The sequence below is a fragment of the Plantactinospora sp. B5E13 genome (assembly GCF_039871775.1).
Lineage (GTDB): Bacteria > Actinomycetota > Actinomycetes > Mycobacteriales > Micromonosporaceae > Plantactinospora.
This window is the reverse complement of the sequence record NZ_JBDPLT010000009.1, coordinates 71,171-87,391: the sequence shown is the minus strand read 5'-3', so window position 1 is coordinate 87,391 and position 16,221 is coordinate 71,171. Positions and strand designations below refer to the sequence as shown.

Here is a 16,221-nt window from a genome sequence, read left to right as displayed (position 1 = left end):
TCAGGCCATCCCGCCGGGGCGCCCGGCCGGGGCGACGGCGGCCGGACACAACCAGGGACCCAGCCGCGGTGCGGTGAGGACGGCGCCGACCGCGGCCAGCGTGATGACCGCGTGCCCCACCCGGGACAGCGCCGAACCGGCGGGCAGCAGGTAGTTCGCGTACCCGTTCGCGATGGCGTCGGTGACCAGGACCAGGCAGCCGAGGTAGAGGCCGGACCGGCGCCGGAACGCGAGCAGGGTAGCGGCGAGCGGATCCCACAGGGTCAGCGAGGCGAAGTAGAGCGCGAGCCAGGTCGGCGCCCACGGGTACGGGTCCCCGGATGCCGACGCCAACTGGACGACGTGGACGACGGTGCCGTACCCGAACAGGATGACGTACCCAACAGAACGTCCGGCCGCCCCTCGCGAAGAAGACGGCGCAGCCAGACCACGTCATCCGGTACGCATCCGCTGTGGACGAAGGCGGACTTGTCCCACTTTCTGCGTCGTATTGCATCGCATCGACCAACCGGACTACGGTCGACCCGGCTTGTGGCGAACTGGACGAAGACGACGGACGGGATGATGGTGAACCTTCTCGACCAATGGCGTACCCGAACTGTTGGCGCGCTGGCCCTGGCGGGCGTGGTTGTCCTGCCGTCCCTGGCCGGCTGCGGCGGTGACGGTGGTACCGGTACCGGGGCACCACGCTGGGAGGACGGGCTGACGGCCTCGGCCGCCCCCATCCCGTCCGCGACGCAGACCGGGCCGGAACCGACCCCGACCGTGAGCTCTGCCGGCCCGACCCGGAGCACCCGGCCGCCGGCCACCACCTCCGCCCCGGCCAACCGACCTCGCACCATGGCCCAGCGGTCGACGGTGACGGTCAGCCTGACCGGCGGGTTGGGACAGTCCCAGGACTCGGCCGGCCTGCAACAGGACGGCTGCGGAGAACCGAGCTGGGCGCTGGTCACCATCCGGGTGGGCGGCTCCGGTGACGTCCGGACGGTGGAGTTCCACTACGAGGTACGTACCCCGGTGCCGTTGAGCGGTACCCGACCGGCCCGCAGCCTCGGCGGAGACGGCGAATCCTGGCTCGGCAGCCTCGGACCGTTCCGCGCCGAACCGCGCAACGCGGCCGGCGGTCAGATCGTCGTCACCGCCGAGGTCGGCTTCCGGGACGGCTCCGAGCGCACCGCCCGTACCACCAGCACGCTCCTGCCCTGTCGGCGCTGAGCACCGACGGTCCACCGGACTCGGTAGGGTACCCGCGGCGGGCGGCTCGTTCCGGATACCGCTCCGGGTGCGCCGGGCGCCGACACCGTCGACGCCCGGGCCGGTCGGAGCGACGGTTCAGGGTGCGCTGCCGAAAGGAGTGCACGTGATGGACGATCCGACGTGGACCGGACCGGGATCGACGGCGGCGGCGGCGCGGCGGCCGGCCGGGCGGTGGGTGACCAGTTGGGCGGCGATGCCGCAGCTGACCGAGCCGGCCAACCTGCCACCGCCGCCGTTTGCCGGCGAAAACCTGGTGATGGTGGACAGCACGCTGCGTCAGACGGTACGGGTCTCGGTCGGCGGCGAGCGCCTGCGGCTCCGACTGTCCAACACCTTCGGCCGGGCGCCGCTGGTGATCGCGGCGACCGCGGTGGCGTTGCCCGCCGGCGGCCGGGCCGGAGCCAGCGGCACCGAACCCGGCACCACCCGACCGGTCACGTTCGGCGGCCGGCGCTGCGCCACCGTCCCGGCCGGCGCGCAGCTGGTCTCGGATCCGGTCGACCTGCCGATCCCCGCCCGGTCGAACCTGACCGTCACCCTCCACCTGGCGCAGGGGCACCCGGCGACCGAGGTGACCTCACACCCGGGCTCCCGGACCACCTCGCATCTGCTCGGCGGCCACCACGTCGAGGAGACCGACCTGCCCGGGGCCACTCCGGTCGAACACTGGTACTTCCTCGGCGGCCTGGAGGTGTCCGGGTCGCCAGCCACCGCCGTCGTGATGCTCGGTGACTCGCTGACCGACGGCCGGGGATCCACGACCAACGGCAACGACCGCTGGCCGGACCAGCTGCTCGACCGGCTGCAGGCGTACCACGGCACCGCCGACGTCGCGGTGGTCAACCAGGGCGCCGGCGGCAACCGGATCCTCAACGACGGCCTGGGCCCGAACGCCCTGGCCCGGCTCGACCGGGACGTGCTGGCGCAGACCGGGGTGCGGTGGCTGGTCGTCTTCGAGGGGATCAACGACATCGGCACCGCCGCCGCCACCGAGGCCGCGCAGAAGGCGGTCACCGACGACCTGATCTGCGCGTACGACCAGATCGTCACCCGGGCTCACGCGCAGGGGATCCGGGTCTACGGCGGCACCCTGGCCCCGTTCGGCGGCCACGGTGACTACGACGACCCGACCGGCCTCCGGGAGGCATCCCGACAGGCGGTCAACGGCTGGATCCGGACCAGCGGCCGGTTCGACGAGGTGCTCGACTTCGACGTGGCCGTCCGGGATCCCGGCCACCCCGGTCGACTGCGCGCCGCCGTCGACACCGGTGACCACCTGCACCTCAATCCCACCGGTTACCGGCTGCTCGCCGAAGCGGTACCGGTGGAACTGTTCCGGGGATGATCCCGGCCGGCTGTTGTCGACCTCGCTCGGGGGCTGGCTGTTGACGGTCAACCGCCGGGTCGGATCCGGCGGAGGATGGACGGGCCGGCGGCGATCGAGGTGACCCCGACCAAGCGGCGGATGGCGCTACTTTTTGTCCTTGTCCTTGTCCTTGTCCTTGTCCTTGTCCTTGTCCTTCGGTTTGCCGTTGCCGTTGCCGTTGCCGTTGCCCGTGTCACTGTCGAGAAGCTCACGGCAGTACGCGCCGACCCGCTCGGGTCCGCCGGCGGCGGCGACCAGTTCGGTTACCGGCGGCTTGCCGCTTGCCGCGCCATCCCGGGCGAGGTAACTGCGGCACTTTCCCCGGATCGAGGGCGGCGGCTGGCCGGCGGGGTTCGGGGCGGTCCCGGGCGTTCCGGTCGGCCCGGTCCGGGCCGCGGTGGACGGGGTGCTGGCGGGCGTTGTCGGGACCGGAGCCGAGGTGTCCGCCGAGGCGGTGACCGGCGCCGGACCGGCAGGCGGAGTACTGGCAGGTATCCCGAGGTCGGCCGCGAGCGCCACTCCCATCGTCACCGTGACGACGGCGGCGGCGGCCCAGGCCGTCGCGCCGAGGGTCGGTCGGCGGCGTGGCCGGGGACCGCTCCACCACCCTCGCCAGGCGGCGCCGCCGTCGGCCGTCAGGCGGTCGGGGACCGGCGACACGGTTGGCGCCCCCGTCGCGCGGCGGTCCGGTCGTGCGGCCCGGAAGGCGGCGAGCGCCGCGTCCTCGCCGCCGAGTTCACCAGGCCGGGCCGGCGCCGCCGCGGCCGAGAGCAGAGCGGTCAGCGGGCTCGCCGGCTCGTCGCCCGGCCGGCGGTCCGGGGCGTCGCCGGCAGACGGGCGGACGGTCCGCGAGGCGCCGGCAGCGGCGTCCAACAGGCGTTCCGCCGTCTCTTCCCCGAGCCGACCGCGTCGGCGGAACCCCATTCCCATCCCTCTCAGCGCCATGCCGGTCCGGCCTCGACATCCTCGCGCGAGCGTACGTCAGTGGGCGTGCCGGCCATCCCGTCGACCGGCTCGGCCGGCGGGGCGCCGCCGACGGGGACGCCGGCCTGGGCGTCCTGTTCCAGGAGGCGGGCCAGTCGGCGCAGGCCACGGTGGGCGGCCGTACGGACGGCTCCGGGGCGCTTGCCCAGCACACGGGCCGTACTCTCGGCGTCTAGGCCGATGACGGCGCGTAACAGGACTGCCTCAGCCTCGGTCTGGGGGAGGGTGGCGATCAGCGCGATGGCGGCGTCGGTGCCTAGCCCCTCACTGGCCCGTTCGGCGGTGTCCTCGACGGAGGGCAGGTCGGCGAGCGCCTCGACCGGCACCGACAGGGTCGGACGACGTCGCTGGTGCCGTAGGTGGTCCAGCGCCCGGTTACGGGCGATCCGGGTCGCCCAGGCCCGGAAGCCCGGGCCGCCGACAAAGGTGCCGAGGTCTCGGGCGATCTGTAGCCAGGTCTCGGAGGCCACGTCCTCGGCGTCGGCGCCGACCAGCACGGTCAGATACCGTAGTAATCCCGGCTGGAGAGTGCGGTAGAGCAGGCGGAAGGCATCCTCGTCGCCGTCCTGCGCCGACCGGACCGTCTCGGCCAGGTCGTTCGGGACGATCGGCACCGGTTGCTTCCTTGTCTATGGTGATGGCGATCCTACGCTAGGTGCCGACCGCTCATCCAGGCAAGTCGCCGGCCCTCCAGCCGTTCAGTGACAAATCTCCACACGTCAAATCGGCGGGTTCGTGTAACACGATCCAGCCCGCTGCCGCTCCCCCGCTGGCCAGCGGAAACCCGGGGTCGCGGCAGAGTCGATCACCCGCTAGCCTCGGCACCCGTCATCAACGGGGAGGAGATGCTGATGTGGCCGTTCCGCAGGAGGCGGGCGGAGGCGGGCGCCACCAGCGCCGCCACCGGCGCCGCCGCCACGCCGCCCGCGCCGCCGATCGACAAGGACCGGGGGGATCCGGCCGCTCGGCACCTGCGTACGGCGCTGGAGCGGCGGGACTGGGTGACTGCCCGTGATTTCCTGAACACCGTCACACATCCGGACGACCGGGCGTTCTACCTGGGCATCTGCGCCGGCGTCGATGACGTACAGGACTGGATCGAGGAGTGGATCAAGGCCGAGCCGCACTCCACGTTGCCGCTGCTGGTCCGGGGTTGCCACGCCGTCTACTGGGCCTGGGAGGCCCGGGGTGGTGCCACGGCGAGCAACACCAGCCAGCGCCAGTTCGAGGGCTTCTTCGATCGGCTGCGGTTGGCGGAGAACTGTCTCGACGAGGTGGTGGAGCGGGATCCGGACGACACGACGGCGTGGACATTCCTGGTGACCTCGGCCCGAGGCCGGCAGGTCGGCCGGGACGAGGCAATGCACCGGTTCGACCAGGTGGTGCGCCGACACCCGACGCACCAGGTCGCCCACCAGCAGATGTTGCAGTTCCTCTGCCGGAAGTGGTCCGGCAGCACCGAGGAGATGTTCGACTTCGCCCGTACGGCGGCCGAGAAGGCGCCGGTCGGGAGCCTACTGCCCGAACTCGTCGTGGTGGCGCACATCGAACACTGGCTGGACCTACCCAGCGAGGAGAAGGACCCGTACATCATGAGCCCGCAGGTGCGGGCCGAGCTGCGGGCGGCGGCCGGAAAGTCGATCTGGCACCCCGACTACCGGCGCCGCCCGGGCTGGCCCAGCCCGTTCAACTCGTTCGCGCTCGCGTTCTCCTTCGCTGAGGACTACCCGGCGGCGGCTGCCGTCTTCGACGTCATCGGGGACAGGGTGACGGACTGGCCCTGGTACTACTCCAGCGGCCGCGACCCGGCCGGGCGGTTCGCTACCTGGCGGGACATCGCGATCGCGAACCGACACGAAGAACCACAGTAACCCCTCTTTCAACCCGTACCGGTCCGGCCGCCTCCCGGCCGGCCCGATCGATCCTGACGGAGTCACACACAGATGTCCGAGTTCTCCGGGCCGCCCCAGCAACAGAAGAAGTCGTTCGGCACCTGGTTCCGTAACCTTCGGCCGGTCAGCAAGTTCCGGGTGATCCTCTTCGGGATCGCCATCCTGGTGGCACCGTTCGCCATCTACTTCGGACTGGACGAGCCCAACCAGGCCAAGGTCGGTGACTGCATGGCGGGCGAGACGGCCGAGACCCTGCACACCGTCGAGTGCACCGACGCCGCCGCGCAGTGGAAGGTGCTGGCCCGGCTGGGGGACAAGACCGAGGCCGACTACACCGAGGACTCCTGCGCCGACCACCCCACCGCCGAGATGTCCTTCTTCCAGGACGGCCGGCGGTTCAGCAAGGGCTTCATCCTGTGCCTGGGCCCGGCCGCGGGGTGACACCGACTCGGGCGGGCCACCGGTCAGTCGTCCTGGGCGGATTGACCGGCGGTCTGGCGGTGGCGCTGCTCGTCGCCGGCTGCGGCGGCGACGGCACCCCGGCCGGGCCGTCCTGGGTGGCTGCCGCGCCGTCGGCCACCCCGGAGTCGGGTCCTACCAGCGCTCCGGTCGCGCTCAGCCTGGGCCGGGCCAGGGCCCGTTACCTCGAAATCGTGCGGCCGTACAACACCGCGTTGGAGGCGTTCGAGTCGGCGGCCCAGGCCGGTCGGGCCTGGACGGCGTTGCGCCCGTTGGCGGCGAAGGTGGCGGCGGCGAACAGGACGCACGGCCGGGCGCTGCGGGACACCACCTGGCCGGCCCGGGTCCGGGAACCGGTGACGGCGCTGCTGCGGGAAACCGACGCGGCCCAACGTGAGTGGGAACGAGCGGCCCGGGCGGAAACCGCGGCCGAGTTGCTCGACGCGGTCAACGCCGCGATCCGGCACAGCGGAGCGAAGCAGGCCGGCGCGGTCCGCTCCGCGCTCGGCCTGGCCGCGTACACCGAGTCCTGACCGGGGTTCCTGGCCGCGCGGCTATCCCCGGGCGAGCAGCGCCTTCTGGGCGGCCTCGAGTGGTCCCTGGGCGAAGCGGCGCAGCCATAGCCGGGCGGTGCCGACGAGCCCGGCGCAGACCGCCGCCCACAGTCCCAGGACCCACCACGGGCCGGCGTCGGAGAAGGTCGCGGCGAGCCCGAGACCCCAGCCGTAGCAGAGGACCGCGCAGACCAGGTTCTGCAGGACGTAGCAGGAGAGGGCGGTACGCCCGACCGCGGTGAGTCCGGTGGCAACCGGCCCGGGGCGGGTCGCCCGGTCCAGCAGGGTGCCCACCAGCCCCAGGTAGCCGAGGGTGACCAGGGGTGGCAGGACGTACCGGTCGATCAGGAACAGGTCCGGTCCGGCGAGGGTGGTCGCGAGGTTCAGCGGCAGGCCGAGACCGAGCCCGTACCAGGCCAGCCGGCGGCGGATCCGGCGCCCGGCCTCGTCGGTGCCGAACGCGCCGGCCCGGAACAGGCGTACGCCGAGCAGGAAGAGGAAGAGCAGCAGACCGAAGGTGATGATCGGCTCGATCCGCAGCGCGAGCATGTTGTCCAGTCGGAATCTGACCTGGTCGGGGTAGCTTCCGGAGCTGAACAACGTGGCCAGCCTGCCGTCCGTCGTCGGTGTCGAGGTCGGGGCGGTGATCAGTGCGACGGTGCCGAGCAGCATCAGCGCCAGGTGCAGTCCGCCGGCGACCCACATCGCCGCCGCCTGGATCCGTGCGGAGCGGGCCAGCAACCGGGCCACCACGAGCGCGGCGACGGCGTACCCCATCAGCACGTCGAAGGCGAAGACCAGCAGGAAGTGCAGGGTCCCCTCGAGGAAGAGTAGCCCGGCCCGGAGCGGATAGCGGCCGGGCCAGCGGTCGCCGCGGCGTGCCGCCGAGTCGTACTGGATTGCCAGCCCGACCCCGAACAGGATCGTCAGCATCGCCAGGAACTTGCCGTTGGCGAGGAACCGGAACGCCGTCTCGACCGGATTGTCGGCCAGCGTCGCCACGCTGCCGGTGTCGACGAGTACGCCGTACTCGCCGGCCGGATGCGTGAAGATCCAGACGTTCGTGCCGAGCGTGCCGAGGATGGCCACCCCGCGCAGGACGTCCAACAGCACCAGCCGGCTGGTGCCTGACCGCTCGTGGCGGGTGGTCGGCAGGGTGGCTTCCATCGTCACACTCCCCGTTGGTTACGTCCGCCCAGCGTCGCCTGCCGATCGGTCCGGTACGTCGTCCGGAGCACCGAATCCGACGTACCGCTTTCGACGGATGTCCGGCGGGCGTCGGGTGCCTGGGGTGGAGGACGGAAGTGTGGGGTGGGGCCCTTCCCGGAAACGACGGGAAGGGCCCCCACCGGTCAGTTGACGGTGATGGTGAAGGTGGACGTCGTGTTGCGGATGTTCTGGTGGTTGTTGCTCATCCGCAGGTTGTTGAAGACCGCGGTGCCGACCGCCGGGCCCTGGCCCGGCTCGGGCATCTCGTTGGCCCAGATCCCGAAGCCGGACTTGGCGTCGTACGCGTCCCCGCTGCGTTGCGCCCCGCTGATCGAGATGTTGGTGAAGATGGTGTCGGTGACCGCGTTCTCCGGCTGGCTGCCGTTGTACTTGGTCTGGAACATGATGCCGTGGTACGTCGGGTCGACGATGTCCACGTCGGTGACCCGGATGCCGCGCATCTCCTTCGAGGCGGCGAAGACCCAGATCGCCGGGAAGGTCTGCGCTCCCCAGAAGTGACCGCCGGCCCGGACGATCGAGGCGTTCTCGACCCGGGTCAGCCCCGGCCCGAACCCGATGAACGGATATCCGAAGTCCAGCGAGCTGATGGTGATGCCGGAGTAGGTGAGCTGGTCGGCGATGTACATGTTGCGGAAGATGTTGTTCTGGCCGCCGTACACCGCCACTCCGGCCGCCCGCCAGGTCAGCGTCGCGGTCAGGTTCTCGAAGACGTTGCCGGTGTTGGCCCCGCCGCCGGAGTCGGTGGCCGAGAACAGCGCGAAGGCGTCGTCGCCGTTGCCCCGCCCCTCGACGTTGCTGACCAGGTTGTTCGTGCTGCCGTTGGTCATGTTGATCGCGTCGGCGAAGGTGTTGCGGATCCGCGAGTTGGTGATCGTGATGTTGCTGACGTGCACACCCCAGAACATGCAGACGGTGTGCTCGACCCAGACGTTGTCGAAGGTCAGGTCCGAGACGTTGGTCAGCTCGCCCCAGACCTTGCCGGGGCCGTCGATCCGGCTCACGTAGTTGCCGAAGAAGGCGAGGTGTTCGAAGGAGGAGCCGTTCGCCGAGCCCTCCACCCGGAAGCCGGCGTCGGTGTTCTCCTGCCCGGACGGGGTGGTGAAGCGGGTGTACCAGATGCCCGCGCCGACCACCTTGACCGCCTTGCCGTACACCTGGAACTTCTGGGCGGTGCTGTAGGTGCCCGCCGGCAGGTAGACGCCGACCAGGTTGCCGGTGGTGTCCATCCGTACCCGGTCCAGGGCGTTCTGCACGTCCTGGTGGCCGAAACCGGTCGGCGTGACGTAGCGGGCCGGGTCCGGGTTGGCGCGCGGCGAGACCTGCTCGGTGTTGATGAAGTCGATCGCGTACGTGGTGGTGTTCGCCGGGTCCTTCTGCAGTCGGATCCGACTGCCGGCCGGGACCGACGAGTCGAGCATGATGTTCGCCTCGTCGTAGATGTGCCGGGGCCCGCCGGAACCGGGCGAGTTGTTCGGGCTCGCCTCGTTGCCGTAGAGCCAGGCGTACCGGGAGGTCAGCGGCAGGGCCTTGTGGAAGGCGCCGTCGACGTAGATGTTGATCGTCGAGTTCTGCCCGCCGCCACCCGGGGCGTCCGGGATGGAGAAGCGGGTGACCAGGGTGTTCGTCGCCGCCCGGGTGGTCCACTCGACGTACGCGCCGGTGGTGTTGAGGGTTACCGCCCGCCGGCCGGACGCCTCACCGGCGAGGTCGCCGATGGTCCGGTTCGGTCCGACGACCGCCGCCCCGCCGCCGAGTACGCCGTCCTCGGCCTCGTACATCTCGTACGGCAGGTTGGCGCCCCGGCCGACGAAGAACGGGCTCTCGCTTGTGTTGTTGCCCTGCTTGACCGGCAGTTCGTTGCCGTCGGCGGCGAGTACGGTCCGGACGGTGTACCGGCCGTTCGCGGCGGTCCAGGTGCCGAGGTTGACCGGGGTGCTGCCGCCCCCGGCCGCGATCGCCCCGGTGTACGACCCGGTCAGGGTGCGTACCGTGCCGCCGGTGGCGTTGAGCAGGGTGACGGTGATGCCGTGCGCCCCGCCGGCCGAGGCGACGGTGCCCTGGTTGCGGATGGTCACCGAGAAGGTCACCGTGGCGCCGGGTGACGGATTGCTCGGCGTCCAGCTGACCGTGCCGACCAGGTCGGAGCTGGCGACCGGGTTCACCGTCAGGCTCGACGGGTTGGTGTAGCCGTTGTTGCTGTCGTTCAGTTCGACGACGGTGTTGTCCTCGTCGACCCGGGCGGTGAGCTGGTGGGCGCCGGCGGTGCGGGGGCCGATGTTCGCGGTGACGGTGCTGGTCGCCCCGGCCGCCAGGCCGCCGACGGTGGCGGTGCCGACCCGGGTCGTACCCAGGTAGAAGTTGACGTTGCTGGCGGCGGACGCGGCGCTGCCGGCGTTGCGGACCGTCGCCGACACGGTGATGTTGTCGGTCTCGACCGGGGTCGCCGGGCTCCAGGTGGCGGCGGTGACGGTCAGGTCCGGGTTCGGTGCCGGGGTGCCGAGGACGACGAACTCGGCGACCTGTCCGGCCGGCGCGCCCGAGTTCGAGGTGATCGAGAGCCGGACGTCGGCGGCGGTGGCGCTGACCGGGATGGTCACGCTGTTGCCGCTGGCCGGGTCGAAGTTGTAGAGGGTGGCGGGGGAGAGGCTGGTGAGGCTGCTGGCGTTCTGCTCCCGGCCGAGCACCTGGATGGTCTGGCTCCGTGGGCCCCAGGACGCGTCGGGGTTCAGCCGGACCTGGACCGAGGTGATCGAGGCGTTCGCGCCGAGTTGCACGGTGAGCTGGCTCGGGTATGCCCCGCCGGCCCCCTCCCAGTACGTCGAGACGCTGTTGTCGTTGGCGTTCGCCGCGACGAAGGTGTGCACGGTCGACGACGCGGTGATCGGCTTGCCGAGCGCCAGGTTCGTGCCGCCGTCACCGCTGCCGGTCCGGGTGACGGTGTTGCTCGGCGGCGAGAGGTTGCCGGCCGCGTCCCGGGCCCGGACGTGGTACGAGACCGTGGCGCTCGCCGGCTGGCTGTCGGTGTACGTCAGCACGCTGCCGCCGACGTTGCCGCGCAGCGCCCCGTTGGCGTAGACGTCGTAACCGACGACGCCGACGTTGTCGCTTGACGCGTTCCAGCTGAGCCGGATCTGCCCGCTGGCCGGCTGGGTGTAGGCGAGGTTCGTCGGCTGACTGGGCGGCTGGGTGTCGGTGCCGCCGGTCGGGCCGTGCACCTCGAACTCGGCGAGCTGCGCGGCCGGCCAGCCGGTGTTGGCGGTGATCTGCAGCCGCAGGTAGCGGGTGGTGGTCGTGGGCAGCGTGATGCTGACCGTGTTGCCGCTGTCCGGGTTGAAGGTGTAGCCGGCGGCGGCGACCAGGGTGGCGAGGTTGTTGGGGTTGTCGCCGGACTGGACGGAGAGGGTCTGGGTCCGGGTGCCCCAGTTGGCGGCCGGCAGCTTGAGCACGATGCGGTTCGCGGTGCTCGGCGCACCGAGGTCGGCCTGGATCCAGTGCGGGAAGTTGCCGCCGCCGCTCTCCCAGTAGCTGGCCTGGTTGCCGTCAGCCGCGTTGCTCACCGGGTATTCGGGGTGCGAGCTGCTGGCGGTGAGGGTGGCGGCGACCGCGATCTGGGCCCGCTGCGGTGAGCCGTTGCCGGGGTCGGGGCGGGCGGAGGCCGGGCTGGCGGTGAGGACCCCGGCCAGCATCGTCACCGCCGCGAGGGGGGCGGCGAGCAGGCGTGGCCGGATCCGTGGCCGGCTCGTTCGGTGGGGCGGACGGGGCTGCGGTGGTGGTTGGTGGCTCATGGCCTTCCTTCGGCGCTGGTCGGAACCGACGCGGGGTGGTGCGCGGGGACCGGACCTGGTCGGCGTCTGGTCCGGTCGCCGCTCGCCGCCCGGGGGGCCGGCGAGGGCGCCGCCCGTCCGCCTGTCCACCGCCGCCGCGGCCCCGCGAGGCCAGGTCCTCCCGCGCGGCCAGGGAAGGCGTACGGAGCGACTGTACGAGAATTACGGAGGTTGAAGCGTTATGGAGCAGCCCTGTGTCTGGAACTTGCGTGGGCTCGTTCAAATGTTGCAGACATGCTATCGATGAGTCAACAGTGGAGACACCTGCATTCATCAATCCCGGACGGACGTCGGTCCTTGCCTCCGGCCGTGCCGGGCGCGCCCCGCTACGCGCTGGTCGCGAAGGTCATCCAGGGCGCGATGTGGCTGCAGCGGACCGGGGCGACGTACGGCCCCGGCCGCTGGTTCCCGATCGGCGCCGAGAGCGGGTGCATGCTCTTCCTCGGCTCGGCCGACCTCGACGCCGACCTGGTCTTCTCGTTCAACGACGGGAGTCTCGGCGACAACGGTGGCGGGGCGACGGTCCAGGTCCGGCAGTGGTTCTGACCGACCACCGACCTGGGGAGGGAGCCGATCCCTACGCCCGTGCCCGGCGGGACTCGGCCAGGCGGCCGGCGGTGAGCAGGAGCGCCGCCCAGGCCGCGCCGCTGACCAGCATCGTGATGACGAACGCCCCGCCGTGATCACCGAGGGAGGAGCGGATCACCGCGGGGATGACCGGCGCCGGCGGCAGGAGCGCGAGCGCGCCGAACAGCGCGACGGGCTCGTCGTCCTCGGTCGCGGCGACGATACCGAAGATCAGGGTGAGCACGCTGTACGGTGTCACGGTGACGATGGCGAGCAGGGTCGTGGCGACTGCCGGCCCGCGGAGCAGTGGGGCGGCCAGTGTGCCGAGGCCCACGCCGGCGACCGCCGCGAGCGGGTAGCCGGCCAGCGTGGCGGTCAACATGTGCGGAAAGCCGTTGTCGGCGAGCGGATCCGCGGAGAGTCCCCAGGCCGGGACGTTCTCCGCGTACCAGGCGAGTGAGTCCCGGGTGTCGGAGGCGGTCCACCAAGCGACCACGAGGTTCGCCGCGGCGAGCAGTACACCGGCCGGCACAGCCGCCGCCAACGCCCGGGACGTGCCGGGCAGGCGTGCCGCGAGGAACACACCGAGGAACAGTGCGACGAACTGACCCCAGAAGAAGCCGGACGTGTGGGCCATGAACAGACCCATCTTCAGGTCCTTGTACCTTTCCTCGTCGGTCTGCAGGTCGCTGTAGGACATGAGCGGATAGAAGTTGGCGTTCGGTGACGCCAGGGTCGCCGCGACGACCGCGACCAGGATGACCGCGCCGAGCACCACCAGCCACGGTGCGGACAACCGCCACCGGCGGGAGGTCCGGACGGGGCTCGGCGGCAGCGGACCGGTCGCCTGCTCGGACATGGTCCCCCCCGGTCTGTTGTGGTCGTCGGTAACCGATACGCCGCCGTCCGGGGCGCGAGCTCGAACCGTTCCGGAATCAGGATACGAAGGACCGTCCATCGACTCGCGCCACTGAGGCACAAGATTCACTCAAGGTTGCCGTCGGGCCGGAGACATTCGCTCGGGCAGATGGTTCAGTGTGTTCCACGCCGACGCGGCCGCGTCGGCGACGTGGTCCAGCCCGTGGCTGCGACACTCTACATCGGAGTCCTATCGTGCCTGCCACCTGGAAGTTTCTGCGCCCGAGTCCCAGAACCGCCGCCCTGCTCACCACCCCGCTGCTGGCCCTGTCGGCGGTCGCCGCCACCGCCACTCCGGCCGCCGCCGCACCGACGACACGGTGTTCCGCGTACCAGTACCAGACAGCGCCGGTGGTCACCAACGTCGCGATGAAGACGTGTGTGGTGAAGAACGGCAACTCGCGTTACGCGTACGTGCTCATCGAGCAGGCCAGTGCGTACAAGGGATCCACCTGGGACCTGTTCAAGGTGCACGCCCGACTGGAAAAGAACGACGCCAACAAGGCCACCAGGTGGTGCGACTTCACGGACACCATGAACCGCTACCAGAACCCCCGGGTCACCTGCACCACCGCGACGGTGACGTCGTCCTCGACCGGGGGCTGGACCAGCGACGCGGTGGTCATCTTCAACTTCAACCTGGACGGCAAGGGTGACAAGTCCCGGGCCCTGACCGGATCGCCCGCGGTGAGTTGAGCCTGTCCGCGTGGCGTGCCGGCGGTTGTCCGGGACGTCACGGCCCGGCGGTCGGACCGGCGGATGGCGACCGGTTCGACCGCCGACATCACCGTTCCGAGACATCACGCCGGGCCGGCGTCCGGCCACGCCGATTCACACTGACCACACATCCCTTTCCGACTGGAGGGAGTCCCCGATGTGGCACCTCTCGATTCCGATGTTCGTCTGGGCGTACCTCGGGGTCGCCGGTGCGGTCTTCGCCGCCGGGCTGGCCCACCGCCGGCGAACGGTCAGCCGGCCGGTCCGGCTGGATGTCGACCAGCTACGGCCCGAGCAGGTCGGCTATCTCAACGCCGGTGAGCAGCTCGCCATCTACACCTCGCTCGCCGGGTTGCGGGCAGCCGGGGTGGTCCGGCTCGGCGACGACCGGCGTACGTTGGTGACGGCCCGGCCACTGCCGTACGACGCGACCCGACTCGACGCGGCGGTATACGAGGCGGCGGAGACCGCCACGGCGTCGCGGTCGCTGGCGACGCACCTCAAGGCACGGACGGCGGCCCGCGAGATCCACGACGAGCTCGAGGCGGCCGGCCTGCTGTTGGACCCGAAGACGCGACGCTCCGCCGGTCGGGGCGCCTGGGTGATGCTGGCCGTGCTGGCGGTCGGCATCGGCCGGCTCGCGATCGGCATCGGCAACGGCCTGCCGGTCGGCTACCTCTTCCTCGCGTCGCTGCTGGTCGCGGCCGGGTACTGCGTACTCGTCGCCCGGATGCCCGCGAAGAACGGCGCGGTCGGGGCACTGGTGGACCAGTTGCGCGAGCGTCACCGGCATCTGCGGCCCGACCAGCGCCCGGCGTTGGGGACCTACGGTCCGGCGGCGGCAGCGATGGGAGTGGCGCTCTTCGGCGCCGGTCTGCTCCAGCACCTCGACCCGGAGTTGGCGGCCGAGGTGTACGCCAGCCAGCAGGCCGCCGCTGCCACGTCGACCGGCAGTTCCGGGGTCTGGGGTGGCGGTGACGCCGGCAGCGGCGGCGCGGACCACGGGAGCCTCGGTGGCGGCTGCGGCGGTGGCAGCAGCGGCGGTGGCGGCGGTGGCTGTGGTGGTGGCGGAGGAGGAGGCTGACCCCACACGCCGGCATGATCGGATTAGACTCCGCCCCCATGCGACCCGCGAAAGTCCATCCGGTCTTCATCGTGCTGATGCTGCTGGCGTTCCTCGGCCCACCGATCGGATTCGCCATGACGGTTGCCGCGGCCGACAGCTGTGACAACTTCGGACCGCAGTCCCACCCGTTCGCCGGGGTCGCCTGCGAGCGCGAGGGGCAGGCGTTGGAGACCGGGGCGCTGGTGCTGGCGCTCGGCGGACTGACCACGATGGTCGCGGCGGTCGGTTTCCAGGTGACCCGGGCCGGGGTACGGTTCGACGGCACCGCGCCGATGCCGCCGGCCGTGCCGGGAGCCGGTGTGCCGGGCGCGGGTGTGCCGGGCGCGGGTGTGCCGGGGCACGCTGCACCCGGACATGGTGCGCCCGCGCAGATTCCGCCGGTCGGGCCCGGCGGGTACGCACCGGGCTATCCGCCCCCGGCGCATCCCACCTCGGGCGCGGGCCAGCCGCCGTACGCGTGATCGATGCGTACCGTGGCGGGACCGGACGGCGGGACGAGCCACGTGATCATCCGGGTGCACGACCGCCTCCACGAGACCCGGCCCGGCTCCCGTTAGCATTGCCGGGTCCCGAGGCGGCTGCGGAAACGAGGCGACATGCGGTGGCTCCAGCGTCTGCTGGGTGGTAAGAAGCAGGTCGAGTTTGACCCGGCCCGGCAGGAGGCGCTGCTCCAGGACGTCCGGCAGCGGTTCGGCGCGCGGGCCCAGGTGCGGTTTCCCGACCAGGTCGACACGGTCACCCGGTTGCTCGGCGACGACGGCGACGACGGCCTGCTCGTGGCGGCCAGGGTCGTCCGCGAGTTCGCCGACGAGGCGCACACGGACCTGCTCGGCCAAGCCGCCGAACTGTACCGGCGTACCGGTTACCGGTTGGTGGTCGACCGGCGGAACTACCGGCCGCTGGGACGGGAGGCGGGAGCGCACCTGCGCTGGCCGCTGTTCGGGCTGCGCTGCGGTCTCCACCCGTACGCGCAGGTCGCGGCGGCGGTCACGGTGCTCGGCCAACGGGCGGAGCGGCTGGTCAAGGTGACCGACCCGTTCCCGCCGCTGGCCCAGGTCTTCGAGGTGCTCGACCTGAACACGAACGGCTGGGAACACGGCCGGGTACGGGTGGACACCGACGCCGCCGGCCTGGCGCACCGGCTGATCGCGGCCGCCCGGGACATCCGGGCGGCGATGGACGACCCGCCGCCGATCCCGCCCTCGGCCCGGGAGATGATGCGCCGCAACAACAGCGTGCACGTCTTCGACCCGCAGGCCGACCGGGTGGTCGGTGCGATCAACCTGGGCGGTGAGCTGCGACCGGCCCTGCTGACCTGAGCCGGGAC

At 71.5% G+C, this 16,221-nt stretch carries 16 protein-coding genes; 10 read left to right on the top strand and 6 right to left on the bottom strand.

Annotated features, from left to right (window positions below; genetic code table 11):
• On the bottom strand, positions 1 to 333 hold the full coding sequence (locus ABGB05_RS11110) for a hypothetical protein (RefSeq protein WP_347653156.1): 333 nt from the start codon (positions 331 to 333) through the stop codon (positions 1 to 3).
• Positions 334 to 531: 198 nt separating this feature from the next.
• Between ABGB05_RS11110 and ABGB05_RS11105 the strand changes: the two genes are divergently transcribed.
• Both ABGB05_RS11105 and ABGB05_RS11100 read left to right on the top strand, forming a co-directional pair.
• Positions 532 to 1,215, top strand: a complete 684-nt coding sequence (locus tag ABGB05_RS11105) for a hypothetical protein (protein ID WP_347653155.1) — start codon at positions 532 to 534, stop codon at positions 1,213 to 1,215.
• 148 nt (positions 1,216 to 1,363) lie between these two features.
• The gene (locus tag ABGB05_RS11100) at positions 1,364 to 2,602 is read left to right on the top strand and encodes an SGNH/GDSL hydrolase family protein (RefSeq protein WP_347653154.1); all 1,239 of its coding nucleotides are present in this window, start codon (positions 1,364 to 1,366) and stop codon (positions 2,600 to 2,602) included.
• A 126-nt stretch (positions 2,603 to 2,728) separates the two neighbouring features.
• Here ABGB05_RS11100 and ABGB05_RS11095 read toward each other — a convergent pair whose 3' ends face one another.
• Together ABGB05_RS11095 and ABGB05_RS11090 are read right to left on the bottom strand one after the other, a co-directional pair.
• A complete protein-coding gene (locus tag ABGB05_RS11095; RefSeq protein WP_347653153.1) occupies positions 2,729 to 3,496 on the bottom strand; it encodes a hypothetical protein in 768 nt (255 codons plus the stop codon).
• Positions 3,497 to 3,558: 62 nt separating this feature from the next.
• Entirely contained in the window at positions 3,559 to 4,221 is a 663-nt protein-coding gene (locus ABGB05_RS11090) for an RNA polymerase sigma factor (RefSeq protein ID WP_347653152.1), read from the bottom strand.
• Positions 4,222 to 4,458: 237 nt separating this feature from the next.
• Here ABGB05_RS11090 and ABGB05_RS11085 point away from each other — a divergent pair, with 237 nt between their 5' ends.
• The 3 genes from ABGB05_RS11085 to ABGB05_RS11075 all read left to right on the top strand — a co-directional run bounded on the left by ABGB05_RS11085 (position 4,459) and on the right by ABGB05_RS11075 (position 6,491).
• Positions 4,459 to 5,478: a DUF4034 domain-containing protein gene (locus tag ABGB05_RS11085; RefSeq protein WP_347653151.1), complete on the top strand. Its 1,020-nt coding sequence runs from the start codon at positions 4,459 to 4,461 to the stop codon at positions 5,476 to 5,478.
• Positions 5,479 to 5,550: 72 nt separating this feature from the next.
• Complete coding sequence (locus tag ABGB05_RS11080) at positions 5,551 to 5,940, top strand: hypothetical protein (protein WP_347653150.1); 390 nt, start codon at positions 5,551 to 5,553, stop codon at positions 5,938 to 5,940.
• A 41-nt stretch (positions 5,941 to 5,981) separates the two neighbouring features.
• Positions 5,982 to 6,491: a hypothetical protein gene (locus tag ABGB05_RS11075; protein ID WP_347653149.1), complete on the top strand. Its 510-nt coding sequence runs from the start codon at positions 5,982 to 5,984 to the stop codon at positions 6,489 to 6,491.
• A 21-nt stretch (positions 6,492 to 6,512) separates the two neighbouring features.
• Here the strand turns inward: ABGB05_RS11075 and ABGB05_RS11070 are convergent, their stop codons facing one another.
• Both ABGB05_RS11070 and ABGB05_RS11065 read right to left on the bottom strand, forming a co-directional pair.
• Positions 6,513 to 7,679 carry a DUF418 domain-containing protein gene (locus ABGB05_RS11070; protein ID WP_347653148.1) on the bottom strand — a complete coding sequence of 389 codons (1,167 nt, stop codon included), beginning with the start codon at positions 7,677 to 7,679 and terminating at the stop codon, positions 6,513 to 6,515.
• A gap of 185 nt (positions 7,680 to 7,864) precedes the next feature.
• Complete coding sequence (locus ABGB05_RS11065; protein ID WP_347653147.1) at positions 7,865 to 11,527, bottom strand: discoidin domain-containing protein; 3,663 nt, start codon at positions 11,525 to 11,527, stop codon at positions 7,865 to 7,867.
• Between the two features lie 348 nt (positions 11,528 to 11,875).
• Here ABGB05_RS11065 and ABGB05_RS11060 point away from each other — a divergent pair, with 348 nt between their 5' ends.
• Positions 11,876 to 12,112, top strand: coding sequence for a hypothetical protein (locus ABGB05_RS11060; RefSeq protein WP_347653146.1), 237 nt, complete (start codon positions 11,876 to 11,878; stop codon positions 12,110 to 12,112).
• A 31-nt stretch (positions 12,113 to 12,143) separates the two neighbouring features.
• Here ABGB05_RS11060 and ABGB05_RS11055 read toward each other — a convergent pair whose 3' ends face one another.
• Complete coding sequence (locus ABGB05_RS11055) at positions 12,144 to 12,992, bottom strand: hypothetical protein (protein WP_347653145.1); 849 nt, start codon at positions 12,990 to 12,992, stop codon at positions 12,144 to 12,146.
• A 254-nt stretch (positions 12,993 to 13,246) separates the two neighbouring features.
• Between ABGB05_RS11055 and ABGB05_RS11050 the strand changes: the two genes are divergently transcribed.
• The 4 genes from ABGB05_RS11050 (at position 13,247) to ABGB05_RS11035 (ending at position 16,213) form a co-directional block, all read left to right on the top strand.
• A complete protein-coding gene (locus tag ABGB05_RS11050) occupies positions 13,247 to 13,747 on the top strand; it encodes a hypothetical protein (protein WP_347653144.1) in 501 nt (166 codons plus the stop codon).
• 178 nt (positions 13,748 to 13,925) lie between these two features.
• Positions 13,926 to 14,852: a TIGR04222 domain-containing membrane protein gene (locus tag ABGB05_RS11045; protein WP_347653143.1), complete on the top strand. Its 927-nt coding sequence runs from the start codon at positions 13,926 to 13,928 to the stop codon at positions 14,850 to 14,852.
• Positions 14,853 to 14,890: 38 nt separating this feature from the next.
• Positions 14,891 to 15,355: a hypothetical protein gene (locus ABGB05_RS11040; protein WP_347653142.1), complete on the top strand. Its 465-nt coding sequence runs from the start codon at positions 14,891 to 14,893 to the stop codon at positions 15,353 to 15,355.
• A 135-nt stretch (positions 15,356 to 15,490) separates the two neighbouring features.
• Complete coding sequence (locus tag ABGB05_RS11035; RefSeq protein WP_347653141.1) at positions 15,491 to 16,213, top strand: hypothetical protein; 723 nt, start codon at positions 15,491 to 15,493, stop codon at positions 16,211 to 16,213.
• Positions 16,214 to 16,221 lie beyond the last annotated feature (8 nt).